Genomic DNA, 20,708 nt, shown 5'->3' with positions numbered 1-20,708 from the left:
TCGGCGATCACCTGGTTGACCTCGACCCGGTCGCCTTCGACGACGATGGGCTTCTGGTTGAACGAGGTGCCCTGGTTGGAACGCTTGAACTTGGCCACCCGGGAGGTGGTGCGGGTGCCGTCGTCGTTCATCACGGTGACGTAGTCGGCGGAGACCTCCTCCACCACACCGGCCTTCGCGGCGGTGATCATGTCACCGCTGTCGGTCGCGGCACGGTACTCCATACCGGTCCCGACCAGCGGCGCCTCACTCCTGAGCAGGGGTACGGCCTGCCGCTGCATCCCCGCCCCCATCAGGGCGCGGTTGGCGTCGTCGTGCTCCAGGAAGGGGATCATCGACGTGCCCACCGACACCGTCTGGTGCGGCGACACGTCCATGTAGTCGACTTCCTCGGCACGGGCGAGTTCGGTCTCGCCGCCCTTGGTGCGCACCATGACCCGCGACTCGGCGAAGGTGCCGTCCGCGTTGAGCGCCGTGTTGGCCTGCGCCTTGACGAAGCGGTCCTCCACGTCGGCGGTCAGGTAGTCGATCTGGTCGGTGACCTTGCCGTCGACGACCTTGCGGTAGGGCGTCTCGACGAAGCCGAAGGCGTTGATCCGGCCGAAGCACGCCAGGTACCCGATGAGGCCGATGTTCGGGCCTTCCGGCGTCTCGATCGGGCACATCCTGCCGTAGTGGGAGGGATGCACGTCACGCATCTCCACACCCGCCCGCTCCCGCGACAGGCCGCCGGGGCCCAGCGCGGACATGCGGCGCCTGTTGGCCAGACCGGCCAGGGGGTTGGTCTGGTCCATGAACTGCGACATCTGCGAGGTGCCGAAGAACTCCCTGATCGAGGCCACGACCGGGCGGATGTTGATCAGGGTCTGCGGCGTGATCGCCTCGACGTCCTGCGTGGTCATCCGCTCACGGACGACGCGCTCCATCCGGGCCAGGCCCAGGCGGACCTGGTTCTGGATGAGCTCCCCGACGGTGCGCAGACGACGGTTGCCGAAGTGGTCGATGTCGTCGATCTCCGCGCCTTCAACCCCCGCGTGAAGGCGAAGCAGATAGTCGATCGTGGCGACGAGGTCGTCCTCGGTGAGCGTGGTCTGCGTGATCTCCGCGTCCACGCCCAGCTTTTTGTTGATCTTGTAGCGGCCGACCTTGGCGAGGTCGTAGCGCTTGGGGTTGAAGTAGAGGTTCTCCAGCAGGGTCTTGGCCGACTCCTTGGTCGGCGGCTCGCCCGGACGGAGCTTGCGGTAGATGTCGAGCAGGGCGTCATCCTGGCCGGCGGTGTGGTCCTTCTCCAGGGTGGCCCGCATCGACTCGTACTGGCCGAAGCGCTCGAGGATCTGTTCGTTGGTCCATCCGAGCGCCTTCAGCAGCACGGTGACGGGCTGCTTGCGCTTGCGGTCGATGCGCACGCCGACGCTGTCGCGCTTGTCGATCTCGAACTCCAGCCAGGCGCCCCGCGAGGGGATCACCTGGCAGCTGAACAGGTCCTTGTCCGAGGTCTTGTCGAGGCTGCGGTGGAAGTAGACGCCGGGAGAACGGACGAGCTGGGAGATGATGACCCGCTCGGTGCCGTTCACGATGAACGTGCCCTTCGGCGTCATGAGCGGGAAGTCGCCCATGAACACCGTCTGGCTCTTGATCTCGCCGGTGGCGTTGTTGATGAACTCCGCCGTCACGAAGAGCGGGGCGGTGAACGTCATGTCCTTGTCCTTGCACTCCTCGACCGAGTGCTTGGGCGGCTCGAACCGGTGGTCGCGGAACGACAGGGACATGGTCCCCGAGAAGTCCTCGATCGGGCTGATCTCTTCGAAGATCTCTTCCAGGCCGGACTGGGGCGTGATGTCCTTGCGCGCCCGCCAGTTGTCGTTGCCCAGCAGCCAGTCGAAGGATTCGGTCTGCATGGCCAGCAGGTCGGGGACTTCGAGGGTCTCCTGGATGCGGGCGAAGGAGAGGCGAGGTGGAGCGGTGCGTGAAGCTGCCAACAGTTGTCCTTCCGAGGCGGCGCGGATGGATCCGAGCGCACGCATGCCGGACGCCCCGTCAATCGCTAAGCGAAAGCGGGGCACCAAAGGGTCGTGCGAAACGGCAGCATACCCTAAAACGCAAACGAAAGTCCACAACTACTTTGCTTGTCAACCTCAACGCATCTTCAGTATTACACGCCTCGAAGGGCCTCGTCAATTCGAAAAATTCGTCCACGAGAGGCGGCGCCGTGTGAGGCAAGAGTAGGTGGTCCGACGGAGCGGACGAGAGGGAAAGGGGAAGACCCGCGCCCTTCCACTCTCAACGTATAGCGCACCGGGGGGCTTGCGGCAAGACCCCCGTCATGCCGCATACTCGCTGGCCGAGGCCAGAACCTGCGGAAACGGGGGACAGAATGCGGGTACTGTTGACGACGTACGGCTCGCGCGGCGACGTCGAACCCATGCTGGGACTCGCCGTGCGGCTGCGGGAACTCGGCGTGGAGGTGCGCATGTGCGCGCCCCCGGACGAGGAGTTCGCGAAGCTGCTGGCCGGTGCCGGCGTGCCGCTGATCCCGCTGGGACCGGCGATGGGCACGATGACGCGGCCGTCGACCGCCGCCGACGCCGCCCGGCGCGTGTCCCAGCTGGCCGGACTGTACGACACGGTCATCGCGGCGGCCGAGGGCAGCGACGCCCTGGTGGCCACCGGGCTCGCGCACTTCGCCTCCCGGTCGGTGGCCGAGAAGCTGGGCATCCCCTACCGGTACGCGACCTTCTGCTCGTACCTGCTGCCGACGCCGCACCATGCGCCGCCCGCGCAGGTGCTGCCCGGCCAGAAGCTCCCGCCGGGCGTGAGTGACAACCGGGCGCTGTGGAAGCTGAACGCCGAGAGCTTCGACACGGTGCACGGCCCGGCGCTCAACGCCCACCGTGCTTCGGTCGGCCTGCCGCCGGTGGACGACGTGCGCGCGTTCATCTTCACCGGCCACCCGTGGCTGGCCGCCGACCCGGTCCTCGACCCATGGCGGGAGACCGAGGAGCTCGGCGTCGTGCACACCGGCGCGTGGATCCTGCCGGACGAGCGCCCGCTGCCGGCGGAGCTGGTGGCGTTCCTGGAGTCCGGCCCGCCCGCGGTGTACGTCGGGTTCGGCAGCATGCGCGGCGTACGGGCCGGCACCGCCCGGGTGGCCGTCGAGGCGATCCGCGCGCTGGGCCGCCGTGTGCTGCTCGGGCGCGGCTGGGCGGGCCTGGCCCCGATCGACGACCTGGGCGACTGCCTCGCCGTCGGCGAGGTCAACCAGCAGGCGCTGTTCAGGCGGGTGGCCGCCGTCGTGCACCACGGCGGCGCCGGCACCACGACGACCGCCGCCCTGGCCGGCGCGCCCCAGGTGGTGGTCCCCCAGGCGGGCGACCAGGTCCACTGGGCCGCCCGGGTCGCCGCCCTGGGCGTCGGCGCCGCGCACGACGGCTCCGAACCCACCGTCTCCTCCCTGACGGCCGCCCTCGAAACGGCACTGGCCCCCGCGACCGCCGCGCGGGCGGGCGCCCTGGCCGCGACCATCCGCACCGACGGGGCGGAGGTGGCCGCCAAACTCCTGCTCGACACGCTGAGCCGGGAACGGCCGCCCGTGTCCGCGTGAGCCGCGCGCGACCATCCAGCCCACATTCGCCACCGAAGGACGTGAACCACCTGAACACCAGCGCGTTCGACCTACCCGCCCACCTCGCCCCCAAGGCCGGCCCGGCGCTGATCGCCGCCGACGAGCGGCACTTCGCGGCCATCGCGCGCAGCCTTGAGCAGTCGATCGCCGAGCTTTCCGGCCGCCTGGACGCCGAGCGCAGGTCGCCGGGCGGCAAGGGCCGGCAGGCGCTGGACCGGGACCTGGAGATCCACCGGATCTCGGCCCGCCTGCGCGCGCTGCGCCGCTTCGGCCTGGACCTGTGCCTCGGGCACATGGTGAGCGCGGACGGCGCCGAGCCCGTGTACGTCGGCCGCCTCGGCCTGACCGACAGCGACGGCCGCCGGTTGCTGCTCGACTGGCGCTCCCCCGCGGCCGAGCCGTTCTTCGGCGCCACCCACGGCAACCCGATGGGGCTGGCCAGCCGGCGCAGGTACCGCTGGACCCGCGGCCGGATCAGCGACTACTGGGACGAGGTCTTCACCTCGGACGGATTCGAGGGGCACGCCGCGCTCGACGACCAGTCCGCCTTCATCGCCAGCCTGGGCAGCAGCCGCTCGCCGCGGATGCGCGACGTGCTCGGCACCATCCAGGCCGACCAGGACGCCATCATCCGCGCCGGCTCGCGCGGCGCCCTGGTCGTCGACGGCGGTCCCGGCACCGGCAAGACCGTCGTCGCCCTGCACCGCTCGGCCTATCTCCTCTACTCCGACCCCCGTCTCGGCCACCACCGTGGCGGCGTGCTGTTCGTCGGTCCGCACCAGCCCTATCTGGCGTACGTCGCCGACGTACTGCCGAGTCTCGGCGAGGAGGGCGTGCAGACCTGCACCCTGCGCGACCTCGTCGCCGAAGGGGCGGGGGCGACGGCCGAGGCCGACCCGGAGGTTGCCCGGCTGAAGTCGTCGGCCGAGATGGTGACGGCGATCGAACCGGCCGTCAGGTTCTACGAGAACCCGCCCGCCAAGCCGATGACGGTCACCACCCCCTGGTCCGACATCCGGCTGAGCACCGAGGACTGGGCCGAGGCGTTCGAGGCGCCGGACCCCGGTACGCCGCACAACGACGCGCGCGAGCAGATCTGGCAGGAACTGCTCACGATCCTGGTGGACCGGCACGACGGCGAGGCCCCCGAGCACCTGCTGCGCAGGTCCCTGACGCAGAACAGGGAGCTGCGCGAGGTCTTCAACCGCGCCTGGCCGCTGCTCGAAGCGGCCGACCTCGTGGGAGACCTGTGGACGGTGCCCGCCTACCTGCGCCTGTGCGCGCCCTGGCTCAGCGTCGAGGAGATCCGCACGCTGCGGCGCCAGGACGCCCAGGCCTGGACGGTGTCCGACCTGCCGCTCCTGGACGCGGCCCGGCAGCGGCTCGGCGACCCGGAGGCCGCCAAGCGTCAGCGCCGGCGCAAGGCCGCCGCCGAATCCGAGCGCGCCCACATGGCCGAGGCCATCGACCGCCTGCTGGAGGCCGATGACGACGGCGAGGGCGCGGTGACGATGTTGCACGGAAAGGACCTTCAGGACGCGCTGGTCGACGAGGGCGCGCCGCCGCCCACCGACCTGGATGTGCTGGCCGGGCCGTTCGCGCACGTCGTCGTGGACGAGGCGCAGGAGCTGACCGACGCCGAGTGGCAGATGCTGCTGCTCAGGAACCCCTCGCGCAGCTTCACCATCGTCGGGGACCGGGCGCAGGCCAGGCACGGGTTCACCGAGTCGTGGGAGGAACGGCTGAAGCGGATCGGGCTCGACCGGATCACCCTGGCCTCCCTGAGCGTCAACTACCGTACGCCGGAGCAGGTGATGGCCGAGGCCGAGCCGGTCATCCGGGCCGCGCTGCCCGACGCCAACGTGCCGACGTCCATCCGCCGCGGCGACCTCCCCGTGGTGCGCGGACCGGTCTCCGACCTTCAGCCGATCCTCGACGCGTGGCTCGCCGGGAGCGCGGACGGGATCGCCTGCGTCATCGGCGACCCTGCCTTCCGGGCGACGCCGCGGGTGCGCTCGCTGACGCCGGAGCTGTCGAAGGGTCTGGAGTTCGACCTCGTCGTCCTCGTCGACCCGGACAGGTTCGGCGAGGGCATCGAAGGGGCCGTCGACCGGTATGTCGCGATGACCAGGGCGACCCAGCAGCTCGTCATCCTCACGAGCTCTTAGGGCGTCCTCGGGGTCACAGGTCCACGCCTGTGGCCCCGGCGGCGTACGCGCGCAGGTGGCGCTCGGCCAGCGCTGGCGAGAGCGTGGGCACGGCCATCGTGATGTGCAGGCCGTAGCCGTCCTCCAGCGTCACGAGGTTACGCGCGATCGCCAGCGGATCGTCGGTCAGCGTGAACGCGCCGCAGGCGGCGCCCGCCTGCAGGATGGCCGCGTAGATGCCGACCTGCCGCTCGTAGAGCTTGATGTAGGCGGCGGCGCAGGCGGCGTCGCGCCTGGCGATCGCGCCCAGCTCGTACAGCAGGACGCACAGCTCGTCGCGCGGGTCGCCGGGCAGGCCGCTGGAGATCATCGCCGACAGCTTGAGCCGCGGGTCGCTCTCGTCGCGCACGACGGCCTCGCGCTCGTCGCAGAACCGCTCGACGGCCTCGCGGTGCACCTCTCGGAGCAGTTCGGTGAGGCCGGGGAAGTAGTAGAGCACCGATCCCGAGGACATGCCCGCCTCCTGCGACACGTCGCGCAGGCGCAGGCCCAGGAGTCCCCGCTCGACGACGCTGCGCCTGGCCGCGGCGATGAGATGGGCGCGCCGCTCGTGGGCGCGGCTGGGTCGTGCCATGGCACCTCGCATTCTTTGAAGGCATCTCAAACTTTAGTCGGCCGCTATTGACTGCGGTTGAGCGGAGTTCTTTGATGCTTGTTAAAAGTATGGAGGCGCGGATGAGCACGTCACAGACCCGTCCCGGTGCCCGTCTCAAGCGCGGGCTGCGCGCGTTCGGAACTCTCCTGATCGTCCTGTCGGCCATCACTCCCGCCTCGTCCGTCTTCATCATCGGCCCGGGTGTGGTCCGGCAGGCCGGGACGGGCGCGTTCTGGAGCTACGTCCTCGCCGCGGTCGTGGGCGTCTTCATGGCCTTCGTCTACGCCGAGCTGTCGTCGGCCTACCCGCTGACCGGCGGCGAGTACACGATCATCGGCAGGACGCTCGGCCGGCTGCCCGGTTTCCTGGCGCTGGTGCTGGTCCTGGTCACGCAGCTGCTGATCCTCGCGGTGATCGCCCTGGGCGTCGGCACCTACCTGGGCGTGCTGTTCCCCGGCCTGCACGGTCCCCTCGCGGGCGCGGTCACCGTCGCCCTCGCCGCCGCGGTGGCGGTCTTCGACATCCGCTTCAACGCCGTGGTGACCGGCGTCTTCCTGGCCCTGGAGATGCTGGCCCTGCTCGCGCTGTCGGCCATCGGCGTGCTCAACGTCGAGCGGCCCTTCACCGACCTGCTGGTGAACCCGGTCGCGCCCGACGGCTCCCCCGCCACACTCGGGCTGATCGCGCTCGCCACCGCCGTGGCGATCTTCTCCTACAACGGGTACGGCTCCGCCGTCTACTTCGGCGAGGAGACCCACGGCGCCCGGCGCAACATCGCCCGGGTCATCCTGTGGGCGCTGGCCATCACCGTGGCCGCCGAGCTCATCCCGATCACCGCCGTCCTGCTGTCGGCCGGCACGCTCGACGGCGGCAACGTCGTCCAGCAGGTGGTCGCCGAGCACGGCGGCGGCACCCTGAACACGCTGATCAGCCTGGGCGTCGCCCTGGCCATCGCCAACGCGGTGATCGCCATCATGCTGCTCACCGCGCGCCTGATCTTCAGCAGCGCCCGCGACGCGACCTGGCCGGCGCGGGTCAACGCCCTCTTCGGCCACATCCACCCGCGGTTCGGCACCCCCTGGACCGCGACGATCGCCGCCGGCGCGGTCAGCGCGGCGCTCTGCTTCGTGCCCGAGCGCTACCTCCTGGTCGTCACCGGCACCTCCCTGGTGGTGATCTACGCCGCCCTCTGCGTCGCCGTCATCGGCGGCCGGCGCAACGGCAGCACCGCCCACGGCGTCTACCGGATGCCGCTGTACCCGCTGGCGCCCGTCGCGGCCCTGGCCGCGCTGGCGTACGTGATCTACACCAGTGCCATCGACCCCGTCATCGGCCGCCCCAGCCTGATCGTCACCGCCGCCATCCTGGTCGCGGGCACGGTCGTCTATCTCACCGTCGTACGGCGGCGCGGCACCTGGACCCTCCACGACCCCGGCGAGGAGAAGGACTGAACGACACACCGATTACGGATCTTCCGCATAACGCTCTAGCATTCCATTATCCGGAATAAGCGAGGGAGGCGTTATGGCGGAGACCCAGTCACCGGTGGGCAGCGTGGACCGTGCCCTGCTGATCCTGCAGGAGATCGGCAGGCACAGCCGCGGAGTCACGCTCGACGAACTGGCCACGCGGCTCGGGCTGCCCAAGAGTTCGCTGCATCGGCTGCTCGGCGCGTTGAAGCACCGGGGGTTCGCCGCGCAGCCCGAGCCGAGCGGGCCGTACTTCCTGGGCACCGAGATGCTCGCGACCGCGTTCAGGTTCTACGAGAGCATGGATCTGCGCACGCTCGTGCGGCCCCTGCTGCTGCGGCTCAGCGAGGAGTTCGCCGAGACCGTGCACATGGCGACGCTCGACGGCATCGAGGTGGTCTACCTGGACAAGGTCGAGGCGGTGCGGTCGATCACGATGACCTCGGTGGTGGGCGGGCGCAACGCCGCGCACTGCACGGGCGTGGGCAAGGCGCTGCTGGCCTGGACCTACCCGAGCGACGAGGCGATCAAGGCCTGGGCCGAGCGCTTCGGCCCGCTGGCGACCAGGACCCGCAACACGATCACGAACCCGGCGAAGCTCGCCACCCACCTCGACCAGGTACGGCGCCGCGGTTACGCGCTCGACCTGGAGGAGAACGAGCCGGGCGTGCGGTGCGTGGCGGCCCCCCTGTTCCTGGGCAGGACCGCCCCGGTCGCCGCGGTGAGCGTGACCGCGATCAAGGACAGGATGCCCCCGGCGCGGATGGAGGAGCTGGGGCACAGCCTGCGCAAGGCGATCGCCGAGCAGGGCTGACGGTTGACAGCCCGATTCCGGGGTGATGGTGTGAGTGGGGCGTGGAATGAGATTCTGCATTGCGGAAAGAGGGAGGAAGAGTCATGGAACCGGAGGTCGTACCCGTGCCGCGGGCGAGCCTGGGTGAGGGTCCGCGCTGGGACGGGCACACGGGCACGCTCCTGTGGGTCGACATCCCGGCCGGGCTCGTGCACCGGCTCGACCCGGCCGACGGCTCGCACGAGGTGACCGAGGTCGGCCGGCCGGTGGGCGTGGCGGTGCCCAGGACCGGCGGCGGCCTGGCGCTGGCCGTGCGGGACGGCTTCGCCGTACTGCGGGACGGGGGCGGGCCGCGCGACGGGCGCGGGGTCCGCGACGGGCGCGGGCTGGAGGTGGTCGCGGCGGTCACGGCGGACGAGCGGCCGGGCAACCGGATGAACGACGGCGCCTGCGACCGCGCCGGGCGCTTCTTCGCCGGGACCAAGGCCGAGGACGACACGCCGGGCGCGGGCGCGCTCTACCGGCTCGACCCCGACGGCCGCTGCGAGCGGGTGCTGGAAGGAGTCTCGATCTCCAACGGCATCGCCTGGAGCCCCGACGAGCGGCTGCTCTACTACGTGGACACGCCGACGGGCCGGGTGGACGTCTTCGACTACGACCCGGCGAGCGGGCGGATGGCCGGCCGGCGGGTGTTCGCCGAGATCCCGCGCGGCTATCCCGACGGGATCACCGTCGATGCCGGCGGGCATGTGTGGGTCGCCCTGTGGGAGGGCGGCGCGGTCCTGCGCCTGCGGCCCGACGGGCGGCTCGACCTGGCCGTGGAGGTGCCCGCCGCCAACGTGACGAGCTGCGCGTTCGGCGGCCCCGGTCTCGGCGAGCTGTACATCACCACGGCGTGGGACGGCAGGGCGGGCGGGGAGCTGTGGCGCTGCCGTACTCCCTACACGGGTCTCCCCGCCAACCCCTACCGCGACCTCAGCCCTTGACCGCGCCGGTCAGCGCCTGGACGAACCGGCGCTGGCCGAACAGGAACACCGCGAGCACCGGCAGCGTGGTCAGCACGGTGCCCGCCATGATGGCCGGCCAGTCCGCGCGGTGCTGGCCCTGGAAGGTGGTCAGGCCCACCTGGACCGTGTAGTTGTCCTCCGAGTTGATCGCCACCAGCGGCCAGAACAGGTCGTTCCACGCCGTGATGAACGTGATGACGGCCAGCGCCGCCAGGGCGGGCCTGGCCACCGGCAGCACCACCCGGTAGAACGTCGCCACCCGCGAGCAGCCGTCGATGCGCGCCGCCTCCTCCAGTTCCTTCGGGAAGGACTGGAAGAAGGAGGTCATGAGGAAGATGCCCACGGCCGAGGCGAGCTGCGGCACGATGAGCGCGCCCAGCGTGTCGGTCAGCCCGGCCTTGTTGAAGATCAGGAAGGTCGGGATGACCGTGAGCTGGAACGGGATCAGCGCGGTGGCGATGACCAGGATCAGCACCAGCTTGGAGCCGGCGAACCTGATCCTGGCGAACGCGTAGCCGGCCATGCTGCACAGCACCACCTGGGCCACCACGATCGCGCCCGAGACGATGATGCTGTTGACGAACCAGCGCAGGAAGTTCGAGCGCTCCACGACCGTGCGGTAGCCGCCCAGGTCGATGCTCTCCGGCCAGATCGCCGGGGGGAACCTGTTCAGTTCGGCCTGGGTCATCACCGAGCTGAGCAGCAGCCACACGAACGGCAGCACGACCACCGCCGACATCGGCACCAGGAGCAGATGCCACCTGCCGGACCAGCGCCTCACGTCGTCACCCCCTTGCGCCGGGCGAGCAGCAGGCCGGCGACGATCAGCACCAGGGTTCCTGCGAACAGGGCGTAGGCGACGGCCGCGCCGTACCCGGCGGTGGAGAAGCTGAAGGCGAGCTGCCACACGTAGTAGACGATGGTCACGGTCGCGTTGGCGGGGCCGCCCTTCGTCGTGGTCATGACCAGGTCGAAGAACTGCAGCGCGTCGATCACGCCCCACACCGTCAGGAAGATCGTCATCGGCCGCACCGACGGCACGATGATGTGACGGAACCTGGCCCAGGCGCCGGCGCCGTCGATCGCGGCGGCGTCCAGCACCTCCTTGCTGATCTCCTGGATGGCCGCCAGGTAGATCACCACGGCGAACCCGAAGCGGGTCCAGAAGAAGATCGCCGTCAGCACGAGCATCGCCTGCGAGGGGCTGCTGAGCAGTCCCTGCAGCGGCAGCCCGAGCTTGGCCAGCAGCCCGTTCACCAGGCCGAAGTCGCGGTCGAAGACGAAGCCCATGAGCAGGCCCGTCGCGGTGGCCGACACGACGTAGGGCACGAGGAAGCAGGTCCGGTAGAACCCGATGCCGCGTACCTTCCTGTTCAGCAGCACCGCCACGAGCAGCCCGGCGATGAGCGAGGACGGGATGTACAGCACCAGGAGCAGCCCGGTGTTGCGCAGCGCCTGGAAGAACACCGGGTCGGCCAGCAGCGCCCGGTAGTTGTCCAGCCCGACGTTGCGGCCCGGCGACATCAGGTCGGAGTCGGTGAACGACAGCGCCAGCGCCCAGGCCATGGGGATCAGCGAGAACCCCAGGATGACCAGGGTCGCCGGCCCGGCGAAGGACCAGCCGGCGATGTTGTCGCCGAGCCTCCTGCGGTCCTTCTGGCGCCGGTGCTGGCTGGCGGTGGCGCCGAGCGCGGTCGCGCTCATGATCCCGGTACGGCCAGCGCCGCGTCGGCCTTCCTGGCCGCCTCGTCCAGGGCCGTCTTGGCGTCGCTCTTGCCGAGCAGGGCCTGGGCGATGCCCTCGGCGACGAACGCCGAGACCCGCGGGTACCGTGTGGTCGGCGGCCGGACCCGTTGGGCGTTGGCCAGGTTGGCGGAGATCACGTCGATGCCCGGATATTTCTTGAGATAGTCCTGGTAACCGGGCAGCTTGGTGATCGACTCGCGGATCGGCAGCGACCCGGTGTCGCTCATCCACACGAGCTGCCGCTCGGCCGCGGTCAGCCAGGCCAGGAACGTCGCCGCCGCCTTGACCCGGCGCTCGTCGTGCTGGAAGACCACCCAGTTGTCCGGCCCGGAGATGGTCTCGTGGTTGCCGTTCGTACCGGGCAGCGGCGAGACGCCGTAGTCGACCTTGGCCGCCTGCAGGTCGGGCAGCACCCACGGCCCGGACATGAACATGGCCAGCCGTCCGGACTCGAACAGCTTCTGCCCCTTCTCGGCCGGGCTGGAGTCGAGGTAGAGCGACTTGTCGTCGACGGCCATGGCGCGCAGCCGGTCGAGCGCCTGCTGGCCCTGGGCGGAGTTGAAGGCGGCCTTCTTGTGGTCGGGCGTGAGGATGTCGCCACCCGCCTGCCAGAGCATCGGCCACAGGCCCCAGACCGCCTCCTCGCCGCCGCTGATCGGCCAGGTGGCGCCGAAGACGCCGGCCTTGGCGTCGGTCGACTGCTTGGCCATCGTGCGGAAGTCGTCCCAGGTCCAGTCCGGTCCCGGCGGCTTGAGCCCCGCCTCGGCCAGGACCTTCTTGTTGTAGAGGACCACCATGTTGTCGACGACCGCGGGGAAGCCGATGACCTTGCCGTTGACGGTGACGGCCTCGCGTTCGCTGGCCCAGAAGTCCTGCCACTTGACGGCGGGGTCCTTGACGAACTCGGTGAGGTCGGCCGTCTTGGGGTTCCTGGCGATGTTGGGCGCCCAGGAGCCGTAGAGGTAGGCGATGTCGGGGTAGGCGTCGGAGGTGAGCGCGGCGGTGATCTTGGGCAGCATGCCGTCCGCGGTGGCTCCGCCGGACTCGGTGTCGACCTTGATGTCCGGGTGGCTCTGGTTGAACTGGGCGACCAGCTTCTCGATCGACTTGGCGGAGGCGTCCTCCTGGCCGTGCCAGATGGTGATCTCCACGGGGCCGTTCGCCGCCGGTTCCTTCCCGCCCGCCCCGCAGCCGGTCACGGCCAGCGCGAGGACCGCGGCGGCGGCCAGGGCCCGCCTCATCGCACGCCCTCCGGCATCAGGTCGCCGTGTGCGGCGATCATCTCGTCCACGAGGTCGTGGATCTGCTGCAGCGTGAGGGTGGCCGCGGCGTTGGGGTCGAGCATGGCCGCGTGGTAGACGTGCTCGCGGCGCCCTTCGAGCGCGGCCAGCACGGTCAGCTCGCCGACGTTGAGGAACGTCGTGTTCAGGGCGGCGAGCTGCGGCGGCAGCGCCCCGATCTTCGTCGGGCGCACCCCGGCCCGGTCCACCAGGCACGGCACCTCGACGCAGGCGCCGGCGGGCAGGTTGGCGATCAGGCCGTCGTTGCGCACGTTGCCGTGGATCACCCGTGGCGTACCGGTCTCGATGGAGTGGATGACCTCGGAGGCGAGCTCCATGGCGGGCTCGATCTCCACGCCCTCCCCCGCGGCCAGCCGCCGCCTGGTCTCCTCATAGGTGCCGAGGTTCTCCTCCGACCAGCGCAGGTAGATCTCCACGGGGATGCGGAAGTGCGCGACCTGGTCGTCATGATGGAGGAACCACGGCAGGTACTCCGAGCCGTGTTCACTGGACTCGGTCGGGAAGTGACCGAAGCGGCGGTACATCTCCACCCGGACGGTCCTGCGCAGTTCGGGGTCGGCGGCGATGACCTCGTCGAGCTCCGGGTAGAGGTCGCGCCCCCGGTGCTCGAACCTCAGGACGAACGCCTGGTGGTTGGCCCCGGCCGTGACGAAGGAGACCTCCTCCTCCGGCACGCCGACCAGCGAGGCCAGGCGGGCCTGGGTGTCGCGCACCGAGTGGCACAGACCCACCACGTTCGTGAACGGCGTGCCCTGGTAGACCGCGCGCGGGATCATCGCCATCGGGTTGGTGTAGTTGAGCAGGAGCGCGTCCGGCGCCAGTTCGGCCAGGTCGTGGCCCAGCCCGACCATGACCGGGATCGTGCGCAGCGCGCGGAAGATGCCGCCGATGCCGAGGGTGTCGGCGATCGTCTGGCGCAGGCCGTAGCGGCGCGGGATCTCGAAGTCGGTACGCGTGGCGGCGTACCCGCCGACCGCGATCTCGTTGATCACGTAGTCGGCGCCCTCGACGGCCCGGCGCCGGTCGAGGTGGGCCTCGACCTTGGCGCCCAGGCCCAGCTTGGCGACCATCCAGGCGGCCATGGCCTCCGCGGTGGCCAGGCGTTCCGCGTCGATGTCGTGCAGGACGAGGGTGGTGGAATCCCCCAGTTCCGGAAATGTCAGAATGTCAGAGAGAACGTTCTTGGTGAATTCGACGCTGCCCGCGCCGACGAACACGATGCGTGCCATGGGCCACTTTCCCTCCACAGAGCACGAAGCGGGCGTGGGTCTCCGCTACGTGCGGCAGTATAACCAGCTATCCGCAATACAGACCAGAATTCCATACTGTGGAATGATCGCCAGCACGGAATTCTCGACATCGAGAGAAGGTTGACAACCTCCGATCTTCCTCTGTTTCCTTATCTGCGGAACATGATTCCGCAATACGGAACGGAGGGTTGGTTTGTTGATCCATCGCATATCCCGCCTGGCCCTGGCCGCGGCGCTGGCATTCGTGCCGGCACTGGCCTTCACCGCCGGTGCGACGGCCGACGCCACGGGCGGCGCGGCGATCTGGCGGCCGCCGGTGCAGAGCCGCTGGCAGTACCAGCTCCAGGGCAGCAAGGCCCATGCCGCCACCGGCGGCATCAACGTCGGCATCTGCGAGGTGCCGCAGTCCGGCGGCGCCTGCGTACGGCCGAGCGTCTTCGACATCGACCTGTACGTCGACGCCGAGGTCGCGGGCAACAACACCACGCTCAACACCGCGGGCGTCGACGCCATCCACGCCAAGGGCGCCAAGGCCATCTGCTACATCGACGCCGGCTCGATCGAGGACTTCCGTCCCGACTACCCGGCCTTCGTCGCGTGGCACGACAGCCACGGCAGGTCGCTGCTGGGCAAGCCGTTCAGCGACGAGTTCCCGAACGAGCGCTGGGCCAACATCAACAACGACAAGGGCCAGCGGGACTTCCTGCTGAAGATGATGGAGGCCCGCGTCGACAAGTGCGTCAGGGCCGGGTTCGACGGGGTCGAGTTCGACGTCGTCCACGCGCACGAGGAGGGCCAGAAGGTCACCGGCTGGAACATCAGCGCGCAGACCCAGCTGACCTACAACAAGGCGCTGGCCGCCATGGCCCACAGGAAGGGCCTGTCCGTCGCGCTGAAGAACGACCTCAGCCAGGTGGACGAGCTGGTCTCCCACTTCGACTACGCGGTCAACGAGGAGTGCTTCCAGTGGAAGGAGTGCGAGGTCCTGTCCGCGTTCGTCAAGGCGGGCAAGCCGGTCTTCCAGGTGGAGTACAAGACCTCGCCGGGCGGCTTCTGCTCCAAGGCCGCCGCGCTGAAGTTCAACTCCATCAAGAAGGCGACGGACTACTCGCTCTACGACAAGCCGTACAAGCCGTGTAGGTGAGGGCCAGGGGCGGTCCCGCCGGGGGCGGGGCCGCCCGTTCACGCCAGCCTCGGCACGAGCGCGCGGACGTTCTCCGCATAGACCTTGGCCAGCACATCGTTAGGCAGGTCCAGCCCGCTGATGGTCCACCGGCCCATCAGCGGAGGGTCCTCGGTGGAGTGGGCGAACGCCTCGTCGGCGGTCTCCAGGAAGCGGAAGTGGATCCGGTAGGTCTCCGGGTCCGGCGGGAGGTCGTCGGTGCCGAACAGCACGCGGCCCGGATGGCGCATGATCAGCTCGCGCGCGGCCCGCGGCGCCCTGCCCAGCTCGGCGAGGCGCGCGGCGATGTCGATGTGGAAGTTGGGGTGCTCGTCGAGCATCGCGCCGACCCAGGCCAGGTTCTCCGGCCAGCATCCGGCGTGCACGCCGATCACGGTGGTGGCCGGATGCGTGCCGATCATGGTCTCCATGGCCTCGATCAGCCGCTCGAACGGCGGGAACTCCGGGCCGGAGAACACCCAGCCGGGGTGGGCGGCGAGCTGTTCGAGCCGTTCGTTGCGCTCGTCGACCGGCTCGAAGAACGCCACCGGGTCGGCGGTGTGCAGGGCGATCGGGATGCCCAGCTCCCCCGCCGCGGCCCACAGCGGGCCGAGCCGTACGTCGTCGAGCATGACCAGCTCGCCGCGGTGGTCGCGCACACGCAGGCCGACGTCCTTCCAGACCTTCAGCCCCGCGGCGCCCTCGGCGACCGATGCGCGCAGCTGCGCGGCCAGGCGCTCGCCGAAGCGGGGTTCGGCGGTCCGCGACCAGTCGACGTGGCAGAAGGTGGCGAACCTGCCGGGATGGGCGGCGTCGTAGCGTTCGAGGTTGGCGGCCAGCTCCGCGCCCCAGCGGCCGTCGAGGTTGACCATGGCGCGCACGTTGAGCGTGTCCATCTCGGCCAGCAGCGCGGGCACGTCCTTGACCATCCAGTCGCCGTCCTCGCTGAGCCAGCGGCCGAGGTGGGTGTGGGCGTCCACGACCGGCAGCCGGGCCCTCTCCACGAGGTGGACGGGGACCTTGAGCTGCGCGATCGGGCGGTAGTCGGACAGCGGGGTGCGCACGGACATGGACGCCTCGATTCAGAAGGTCAGCAGGGCTTTGACGGGGGTGGTGCGCCCGTTCATCAGCGTGGTGAAGATCTCCGCGCCCTCGCCGATCGGGTAGGTGGCCACCCAGCTGAGGTCCCAGCCGGCGACCAGGCCGACGGCGGCGGCGAAGTCGGCGTCGCGGTAGGCGAAGGAGCCGGCCACCTGCTTCTCCCCGCGGACCAGCGCGGCGGCGTCGAACCCGGCGGTCGGGTCGGCCAGGCCGAGCCAGACGGCGGTGCCGCCGGGGCGCAGCCGGGCCAGCGACTGCTCGTGGGTGACGGCGGCGCCCACCGCGTCGAAGATCACGTCGTACTCTCCGGCCAGCTCCGTCACGGCCGCGCCGGCGCCGAGCCGGCCGGCGATCTCGCGGCGGTGCGGGGACCGGTCGGCGACCTCGACCCGCGCCGCGCCGCCGGAGATGGCGACCAGCAGGCAGGCCAGGCCGATGGCGCCGGCCCCGATGACGCCCACGCGGGCGCCGGCGGGCGCGCCGGCCAGCGACCAGGCGTGCACCGCGTTGGCCGCGGGCTCCACGATCGCGGCCGCCGTCCAGCCGAGCCCTTCCGGCAGCTCGGTCAGCGTGCCCGAGGGCACCGCGACCCGCTCGGCGAAACCGCCGGGCCGGTGCACCCCGACGATCTGCCGCTTCCTGCACACGTTGCGCAGCCCGAGCCCGCACAGGTCGCAGGCGCCGCACGACAGGATCGGGTTCACGACGACAAACCTGCCGTCGCCGGTACGGCCGGCGAACTCGTGCCCCATCACCAGCGGCGGCACCCGGAACCCGGGGGTCTTGACCCCGTGCAGCTCGCTGCCGCAGATGCCTGAGGTCACCACGTGCACCAGCTCCTCACCGGCGCCGACCTCGGGTTCCGGCACGTCGCGGACCTCCATGGCGCCGGGTCCGGTGAACACCAGGGCCTTCATCGCGTGCCGTCCGTGACGGGGTTGACCAGGACGCCGATGCCCTCGACGCCGGTCTCGACGGTGTCGCCGGGGCGCAGGGAGCGCCGCGGGTTCATGAACTCGCCGCAGCCCCACGGGGTGCCGGTCAGCACCACGTCGCCGGGTTCGAGGGTGAAGGCGCGCGAGCAGAAGGCGAGCAGCTCGGCCACGCCGAAGAGCATCTCGGCGGTGCTGGAGTCCTGGACGGTCTCGCCGTTGACGCGGGTCCACAACTTCAGGTCCTGCGGGTCGCCGAGCTCGTCGGGCGTCACGACGACCGGGCCGAGCGGGCAGAAGGTGTCCAGGCTCTTGCCGCGGGTCCACTGGCCGTCGGCGAACTGCAGGTCACGGGCGGAGACGTCGTTGGCCACGGTGTAGCCGGCCACGCCCGCGAGCGCCTCGTCCCCGGTCACGTTCCTGAGCGGCGTGCCGATGACCGCGGCCAGCTCGACCTCCCAGTCCACGCGCTCGGTCAGCCCGGAGTCGATGACGATGGGCTCGCCCGGCCCGATCACGCTGGAGGGGAACTTGGCGAACATCAGCGGCCGCCGCGGCTCGTCCATCCCGGCCTCGCGGATGTGGTCGAGGTAGTTGAGCCCGATCGCCACGATCTTGCCTGGCCGCAGGGGCCGGACGGGCACCGCGGCGTCGAGCGGCCCGGCGGTGCGCACCGTGCCGAGCCCGCCGGCCAGCACGGCCTCCAGCGGGGTGCCCGGGGGCACGTCGAGGGCGTACCAGCGTCCGTCGCGTTCCTCCGCGGCCATGCGGGTCCGTCCGACCCGGACCGTGCCGACTCTCATGCGAGCTCCCGTTCCGTGATGCAGAATGCCATTCCGGCTACGCGAAAAGGACAGCAGTGGCGGGGGCACCTGTCAAGAGTTACCTGGAACTGTCCAGCATTCCGTATAGCGGAAGACTGATGCGTCAGACGGAATGGCTGTGTTACGTTCGCTGGCATAGACCCGAGGGGGCGTGATCCATAGATGTATCCAGAAATCGACACCCCTGCCCTGGTCATCGACCTCGACGTGGTCAGGGCCAACGTGAGCGAGATGGCGAAGGTGGCCTCCGCCAACGGCGTCCGGCTCCGGCCGCACGTCAAGACCCACAAGATGCCCGAGCTGGCCAGGATGCAGCTCGAGGCCGGGGCGAGCGGCATCACCTGCGCGAAGATCGGCGAGGCCGAGGTGATGGCGCAGGCCGGCATCGACGACATCCTGCTCGCGTATCCGATCTGGGGCCGGCCCAAGCTGCGCCGCCTCGCCGCTCTGCGCGAGCGGGCCAGGGTGCGCGTCAGCCTCGACTCCCCCGAGGTCGCCGCCGAGCTCGGCCGCCTCGGCGGGCCGCCGGTGGAGGTGCTGGTCGAGGTCGACACCGGCCAGCACCGCCTGGGCCGGCCGCCGGGCCGGCCCACCGCCGACCTGGTCGCCGAGATCGCCGCGGTCCCCGGCGTGGAGGTCACCGGCCTGCTCACCCTCGCCGGGCACGCCTACCACTGCCGCACCCCGGCCGAGCTCGCCGAGACCGCCCGCCGCGAAGGCGAGGACCTGGTGGCGACCGCCGAGATGTGCGCCCGCGACGGCATCGCGCTGCGCGAGATCAGCGTCGGCTCGACCCCCACCGCCCGCCACGTGGCCGGGGTCGCCGGCGTGACCGAGATCCGGCCGGGCACCTACATCTTCAACGACACCGCCATGATGCGCCTCGGCGTCGCCTCCGAGGAGAACACCGCGGCCAGAATCCTGACCACGGTGATCGGCCGGCCGGTGCCGGAGCGGGTCGTGTGCGACGCGGGCACCAAGTGCCTCACCTCCGACGGGTACGGCACGCCGGGCTGGATCCGCGCCGTGGGCCTGCCGTACCTGCGGATGGAGTTCTTGAACGAGGAGCACGGCGTGGCCCGTCTGGAGCCCGGCCACCACGGTGAGCTGCCCGTCGGCTCGCGGATGGGGCTGATTCCCAGCCATGCTTGCTCTGTCGTCAACCTCTTCGACATCGCCTACGGCGTCGAGGACGGGGAAGTCATCACCGAACTGCGCGTCGCCGCCCGCGGGGCCGTGCGCTGAAAGGAGGCAGCATGCGCGGCCTGGCCGGCAAGCGGGTGCTGATCAGCGGGGGCAGCAGCGGCATCGGCGCCGCCACCGCCCGCAGGTTTCTCGAAGAGGGCGCCAGGGTCGTGCTCGGCGGCCTCGACGAGGCCGAGGTGGACGCGGCGGTGACCGGGCTCGCGGCGCTCGGCGAGGTGAGCGGGCTGGCCGGCGACGTCAGCGCGGAGGCCGACGTGGCCCGCCTGGTCGACGGCGCGATCGCGGCGCTGGGCGGGATCGACGTCCTGGTCAACAACGCCGGTACGGCCTGGCGCGAGCCGTTCCTGGAGATCACCCCGGGGCACTGGGACCGGATCATCTCGGTGAACCTGCGCGGCATGTTCCTGGTCGCCCAGGCGGTCGCCCAGCACCTGGTGGAACGTGGCACCGGCGGGGTGATCCTCAACATGTCCTCCACCAACGGCCTGGGCGGCGAGGCCGACTACGCCCACTACAACACCTCCAAGGGCGGCGTGCTCCTGCTGACCAGGACGATGGCGGTGGAGCTCGGCAAACACGGCATCCGGGTCAACGCGCTGTGCCCCGGCTACATCCAGACGCCGCTGAACTCCGCCATCTCCTCCGGTCTGGCCGATGACTTCGTCTCCGCCTACGCCCGCGACCACATCCCGCTCGGCCGGGCGGGGCTGGCCGAGGAGGTCGCCGCCGCGTACGCCTTCCTGGCCTCCGACGACGCCGCCTTCGTCCACGGCACCGAGCTCGTCATCGACGGCGGCCAGCTGGCGATCATGTGAGCGGGCCAGCCGGACGGTAGCGCAGCCACAACACGCCCGACCGGTACGGCGTCGCGGCCACCAGCCGAAGCCGGATCGGCCCGACGCCGTCGAAGACGCGCGGGCCCGCCGACCAGAGGCAGGGGTTGACCCAGAACCAGAACTCGTCGACGAACCCGCGCCTGGCCAGCGTGTGCGCGAGCTCGCCGCAGCCGGAGACGACCAGGTTGCCGCCGTGGGTGTCCTTCAGCTCGGGCACGACCTCGTCGAGCTCGCCCTTGATCAGGGTGGCGTTCCACTCCAAAGGGCCCGGCCTGGTCCGGGAGGCGACGTACTTGGGCATGCCGTTGATGCGCTTGGCGTAGCGGCCGAGGGCGGGGTCGCCGCCGAGGTGGGGCCAGACGGCGGCCAGGCCCTCGTAGGTCTTGCGGCCGAGCACCAGCGCGTCGGCCAGCAGGAGTTGTTCGAGTGAGGCGTCGCCGCTGTCGTTGTCCGCCTCCAGCCAGGTGTCGGGGGCGGGCGAGTCGAACACGCCGTTGACGGTGATCATGTTGTGCACGATGAGCTTTCCCATGGCCGGCCTTTCGACGGTTACCCAGGCACGCTAGATCGTTGATGTGAAATTCGGTGATCGGCTGCGGGCATGACGAAGGGCGTCCATGGTCGGTGTGTGAAGACAGACTTAGACGCCCTTCTGAT

General features: G+C 70.4%; 18 protein-coding genes. 8 read left to right on the top strand and 10 right to left on the bottom strand.

What is annotated here, in order from left to right:
* The coding region (locus ACFWYW_RS57210) for a DNA-directed RNA polymerase subunit beta (protein WP_379627215.1) at nucleotides 1–1,898 on the bottom strand (1,898 nt) is incomplete at its 3' end.
* Nucleotides 1,899–2,374: 476 nt separating this feature from the next.
* Here ACFWYW_RS57210 and ACFWYW_RS57205 point away from each other — a divergent pair.
* Both ACFWYW_RS57205 and helR read left to right on the top strand, forming a co-directional pair.
* Nucleotides 2,375–3,601 (top strand): glycosyltransferase, encoded by a 1,227-nt coding sequence (locus ACFWYW_RS57205; protein WP_379627212.1) that lies wholly within the window; start codon nucleotides 2,375–2,377, stop codon nucleotides 3,599–3,601.
* 41 nt (nucleotides 3,602–3,642) lie between these two features.
* Entirely contained in the window at nucleotides 3,643–5,790 is a 2,148-nt protein-coding gene (gene helR / locus ACFWYW_RS57200) for an RNA polymerase recycling motor ATPase HelR (RefSeq protein WP_379627210.1), read from the top strand.
* Between the two features lie 13 nt (nucleotides 5,791–5,803).
* Here the strand turns inward: helR and ACFWYW_RS57195 are convergent, their stop codons facing one another.
* Nucleotides 5,804–6,403, bottom strand: a complete 600-nt coding sequence (locus ACFWYW_RS57195) for a TetR/AcrR family transcriptional regulator (protein WP_379627208.1) — start codon at nucleotides 6,401–6,403, stop codon at nucleotides 5,804–5,806.
* Nucleotides 6,404–6,504: 101 nt separating this feature from the next.
* Between ACFWYW_RS57195 and ACFWYW_RS57190 the strand changes: the two genes are divergently transcribed.
* From ACFWYW_RS57190 to ACFWYW_RS57180, 3 genes are all read left to right on the top strand, one after another.
* Nucleotides 6,505–7,875, top strand: a complete 1,371-nt coding sequence (locus ACFWYW_RS57190) for an APC family permease (protein WP_379627206.1) — start codon at nucleotides 6,505–6,507, stop codon at nucleotides 7,873–7,875.
* A gap of 73 nt (nucleotides 7,876–7,948) precedes the next feature.
* Nucleotides 7,949–8,707 (top strand): IclR family transcriptional regulator, encoded by a 759-nt coding sequence (locus ACFWYW_RS57185; protein WP_379627204.1) that lies wholly within the window; start codon nucleotides 7,949–7,951, stop codon nucleotides 8,705–8,707.
* Nucleotides 8,708–8,790: 83 nt separating this feature from the next.
* Complete coding sequence (locus ACFWYW_RS57180) at nucleotides 8,791–9,672, top strand: SMP-30/gluconolactonase/LRE family protein (RefSeq protein WP_379627202.1); 882 nt, start codon at nucleotides 8,791–8,793, stop codon at nucleotides 9,670–9,672.
* Here ACFWYW_RS57180 and ACFWYW_RS57175 read toward each other — a convergent pair.
* From ACFWYW_RS57175 to ACFWYW_RS57160, 4 genes are read right to left on the bottom strand one after another with little or no spacing between them, the layout of a single operon-like run.
* Nucleotides 9,662–10,474, bottom strand: a complete 813-nt coding sequence (locus ACFWYW_RS57175) for a carbohydrate ABC transporter permease (RefSeq protein ID WP_379627200.1) — start codon at nucleotides 10,472–10,474, stop codon at nucleotides 9,662–9,664. The two genes, ACFWYW_RS57180 and ACFWYW_RS57175, sit on opposite strands and share 11 nt — an antisense overlap.
* Nucleotides 10,471–11,397 carry a carbohydrate ABC transporter permease gene (locus ACFWYW_RS57170; protein ID WP_379627198.1) on the bottom strand — a complete coding sequence of 309 codons (927 nt, stop codon included), beginning with the start codon at nucleotides 11,395–11,397 and terminating at the stop codon, nucleotides 10,471–10,473. The genes ACFWYW_RS57175 and ACFWYW_RS57170 overlap by 4 nt, the downstream gene beginning before the upstream one ends.
* Nucleotides 11,394–12,680 carry an ABC transporter substrate-binding protein gene (locus ACFWYW_RS57165; protein ID WP_379627195.1) on the bottom strand — a complete coding sequence of 429 codons (1,287 nt, stop codon included), beginning with the start codon at nucleotides 12,678–12,680 and terminating at the stop codon, nucleotides 11,394–11,396. Before ACFWYW_RS57165 ends, ACFWYW_RS57170 begins: the two co-directional genes overlap by 4 nt.
* Nucleotides 12,677–13,969 (bottom strand): alpha-glucosidase/alpha-galactosidase, encoded by a 1,293-nt coding sequence (locus tag ACFWYW_RS57160; protein ID WP_379627193.1) that lies wholly within the window; start codon nucleotides 13,967–13,969, stop codon nucleotides 12,677–12,679. Before ACFWYW_RS57160 ends, ACFWYW_RS57165 begins: the two co-directional genes overlap by 4 nt.
* Nucleotides 13,970–14,186: 217 nt before the next feature.
* On the opposite strand from ACFWYW_RS57160, the gene ACFWYW_RS57155 reads away from it, so the two are divergent.
* Nucleotides 14,187–15,134, top strand: a complete 948-nt coding sequence (locus tag ACFWYW_RS57155; RefSeq protein WP_379627191.1) for an endo alpha-1,4 polygalactosaminidase — start codon at nucleotides 14,187–14,189, stop codon at nucleotides 15,132–15,134.
* 38 nt (nucleotides 15,135–15,172) lie between these two features.
* Here the strand turns inward: ACFWYW_RS57155 and ACFWYW_RS57150 are convergent, their stop codons facing one another.
* Genes ACFWYW_RS57150 through ACFWYW_RS57140 form a run of 3 tightly spaced genes read right to left on the bottom strand, consistent with a single transcriptional unit; the run spans nucleotide 15,173 to nucleotide 17,988 of the window.
* A complete protein-coding gene (locus ACFWYW_RS57150) occupies nucleotides 15,173–16,222 on the bottom strand; it encodes an amidohydrolase family protein (RefSeq protein ID WP_379627189.1) in 1,050 nt (349 codons plus the stop codon).
* 12 nt (nucleotides 16,223–16,234) lie between these two features.
* Nucleotides 16,235–17,170, bottom strand: a complete 936-nt coding sequence (locus ACFWYW_RS57145) for a zinc-binding dehydrogenase (RefSeq protein ID WP_379641423.1) — start codon at nucleotides 17,168–17,170, stop codon at nucleotides 16,235–16,237.
* The gene (locus ACFWYW_RS57140) at nucleotides 17,167–17,988 is read right to left on the bottom strand and encodes a fumarylacetoacetate hydrolase family protein (protein ID WP_379627185.1); all 822 of its coding nucleotides are present in this window, start codon (nucleotides 17,986–17,988) and stop codon (nucleotides 17,167–17,169) included. The genes ACFWYW_RS57145 and ACFWYW_RS57140 overlap by 4 nt, the downstream gene beginning before the upstream one ends.
* Before the next feature lie 183 nt (nucleotides 17,989–18,171).
* On the opposite strand from ACFWYW_RS57140, the gene ACFWYW_RS57135 reads away from it, so the two are divergent.
* Nucleotides 18,172–19,254, top strand: coding sequence for an alanine racemase (locus ACFWYW_RS57135; protein ID WP_379627183.1), 1,083 nt, complete (start codon nucleotides 18,172–18,174; stop codon nucleotides 19,252–19,254).
* 11 nt (nucleotides 19,255–19,265) lie between these two features.
* Entirely contained in the window at nucleotides 19,266–20,030 is a 765-nt protein-coding gene (locus ACFWYW_RS57130) for an SDR family NAD(P)-dependent oxidoreductase (protein ID WP_379627181.1), read from the top strand.
* Here ACFWYW_RS57130 and ACFWYW_RS57125 read toward each other — a convergent pair.
* Nucleotides 20,023–20,583, bottom strand: a complete 561-nt coding sequence (locus ACFWYW_RS57125; protein WP_379627179.1) for a dihydrofolate reductase family protein — start codon at nucleotides 20,581–20,583, stop codon at nucleotides 20,023–20,025. The genes ACFWYW_RS57130 and ACFWYW_RS57125 overlap by 8 nt on opposite strands.
* Between the last annotated feature and the right edge of the window lie 125 nt (nucleotides 20,584–20,708).

The sequence above is a fragment of the Nonomuraea sp. NPDC059023 genome (genome assembly GCF_042740095.1).
Taxonomy (GTDB): domain Bacteria; phylum Actinomycetota; class Actinomycetes; order Streptosporangiales; family Streptosporangiaceae; genus Nonomuraea.
Note: the sequence above shows the minus strand (reverse complement) of the source record. Positions and strands in the feature narration are given on the sequence as shown.

Bases quoted from the DNA above. Each gene is read 5' to 3' on its own strand.
- ACFWYW_RS57205 (WP_379627212.1), top strand. From the start codon at position 2,375: ATGCGGGTACTGTTGACGACGTACGGCTCGCGCGGCGACGTCGAACCC.
- ACFWYW_RS57195 (WP_379627208.1), bottom strand. From the start codon at position 6,403: ATGGCACGACCCAGCCGCGCCCACGAGCGGCGCGCCCATCTCATCGCC.
- ACFWYW_RS57190 (WP_379627206.1), top strand. From the start codon at position 6,505: ATGAGCACGTCACAGACCCGTCCCGGTGCCCGTCTCAAGCGCGGGCTG.
- ACFWYW_RS57185 (WP_379627204.1), top strand. From the start codon at position 7,949: ATGGCGGAGACCCAGTCACCGGTGGGCAGCGTGGACCGTGCCCTGCTG.
- ACFWYW_RS57180 (WP_379627202.1), top strand. From the start codon at position 8,791: ATGGAACCGGAGGTCGTACCCGTGCCGCGGGCGAGCCTGGGTGAGGGT.
- ACFWYW_RS57170 (WP_379627198.1), bottom strand. From the start codon at position 11,397: ATGAGCGCGACCGCGCTCGGCGCCACCGCCAGCCAGCACCGGCGCCAG.
- ACFWYW_RS57165 (WP_379627195.1), bottom strand. From the start codon at position 12,680: ATGAGGCGGGCCCTGGCCGCCGCCGCGGTCCTCGCGCTGGCCGTGACC.
- ACFWYW_RS57160 (WP_379627193.1), bottom strand. From the start codon at position 13,969: ATGGCACGCATCGTGTTCGTCGGCGCGGGCAGCGTCGAATTCACCAAG.
- ACFWYW_RS57150 (WP_379627189.1), bottom strand. From the start codon at position 16,222: ATGTCCGTGCGCACCCCGCTGTCCGACTACCGCCCGATCGCGCAGCTC.
- ACFWYW_RS57145 (WP_379641423.1), bottom strand. From the start codon at position 17,170: ATGAAGGCCCTGGTGTTCACCGGACCCGGCGCCATGGAGGTCCGCGAC.
- ACFWYW_RS57140 (WP_379627185.1), bottom strand. From the start codon at position 17,988: ATGAGAGTCGGCACGGTCCGGGTCGGACGGACCCGCATGGCCGCGGAG.
- ACFWYW_RS57135 (WP_379627183.1), top strand. From the start codon at position 18,172: ATGTATCCAGAAATCGACACCCCTGCCCTGGTCATCGACCTCGACGTG.
- ACFWYW_RS57130 (WP_379627181.1), top strand. From the start codon at position 19,266: ATGCGCGGCCTGGCCGGCAAGCGGGTGCTGATCAGCGGGGGCAGCAGC.
- ACFWYW_RS57125 (WP_379627179.1), bottom strand. From the start codon at position 20,583: ATGGGAAAGCTCATCGTGCACAACATGATCACCGTCAACGGCGTGTTC.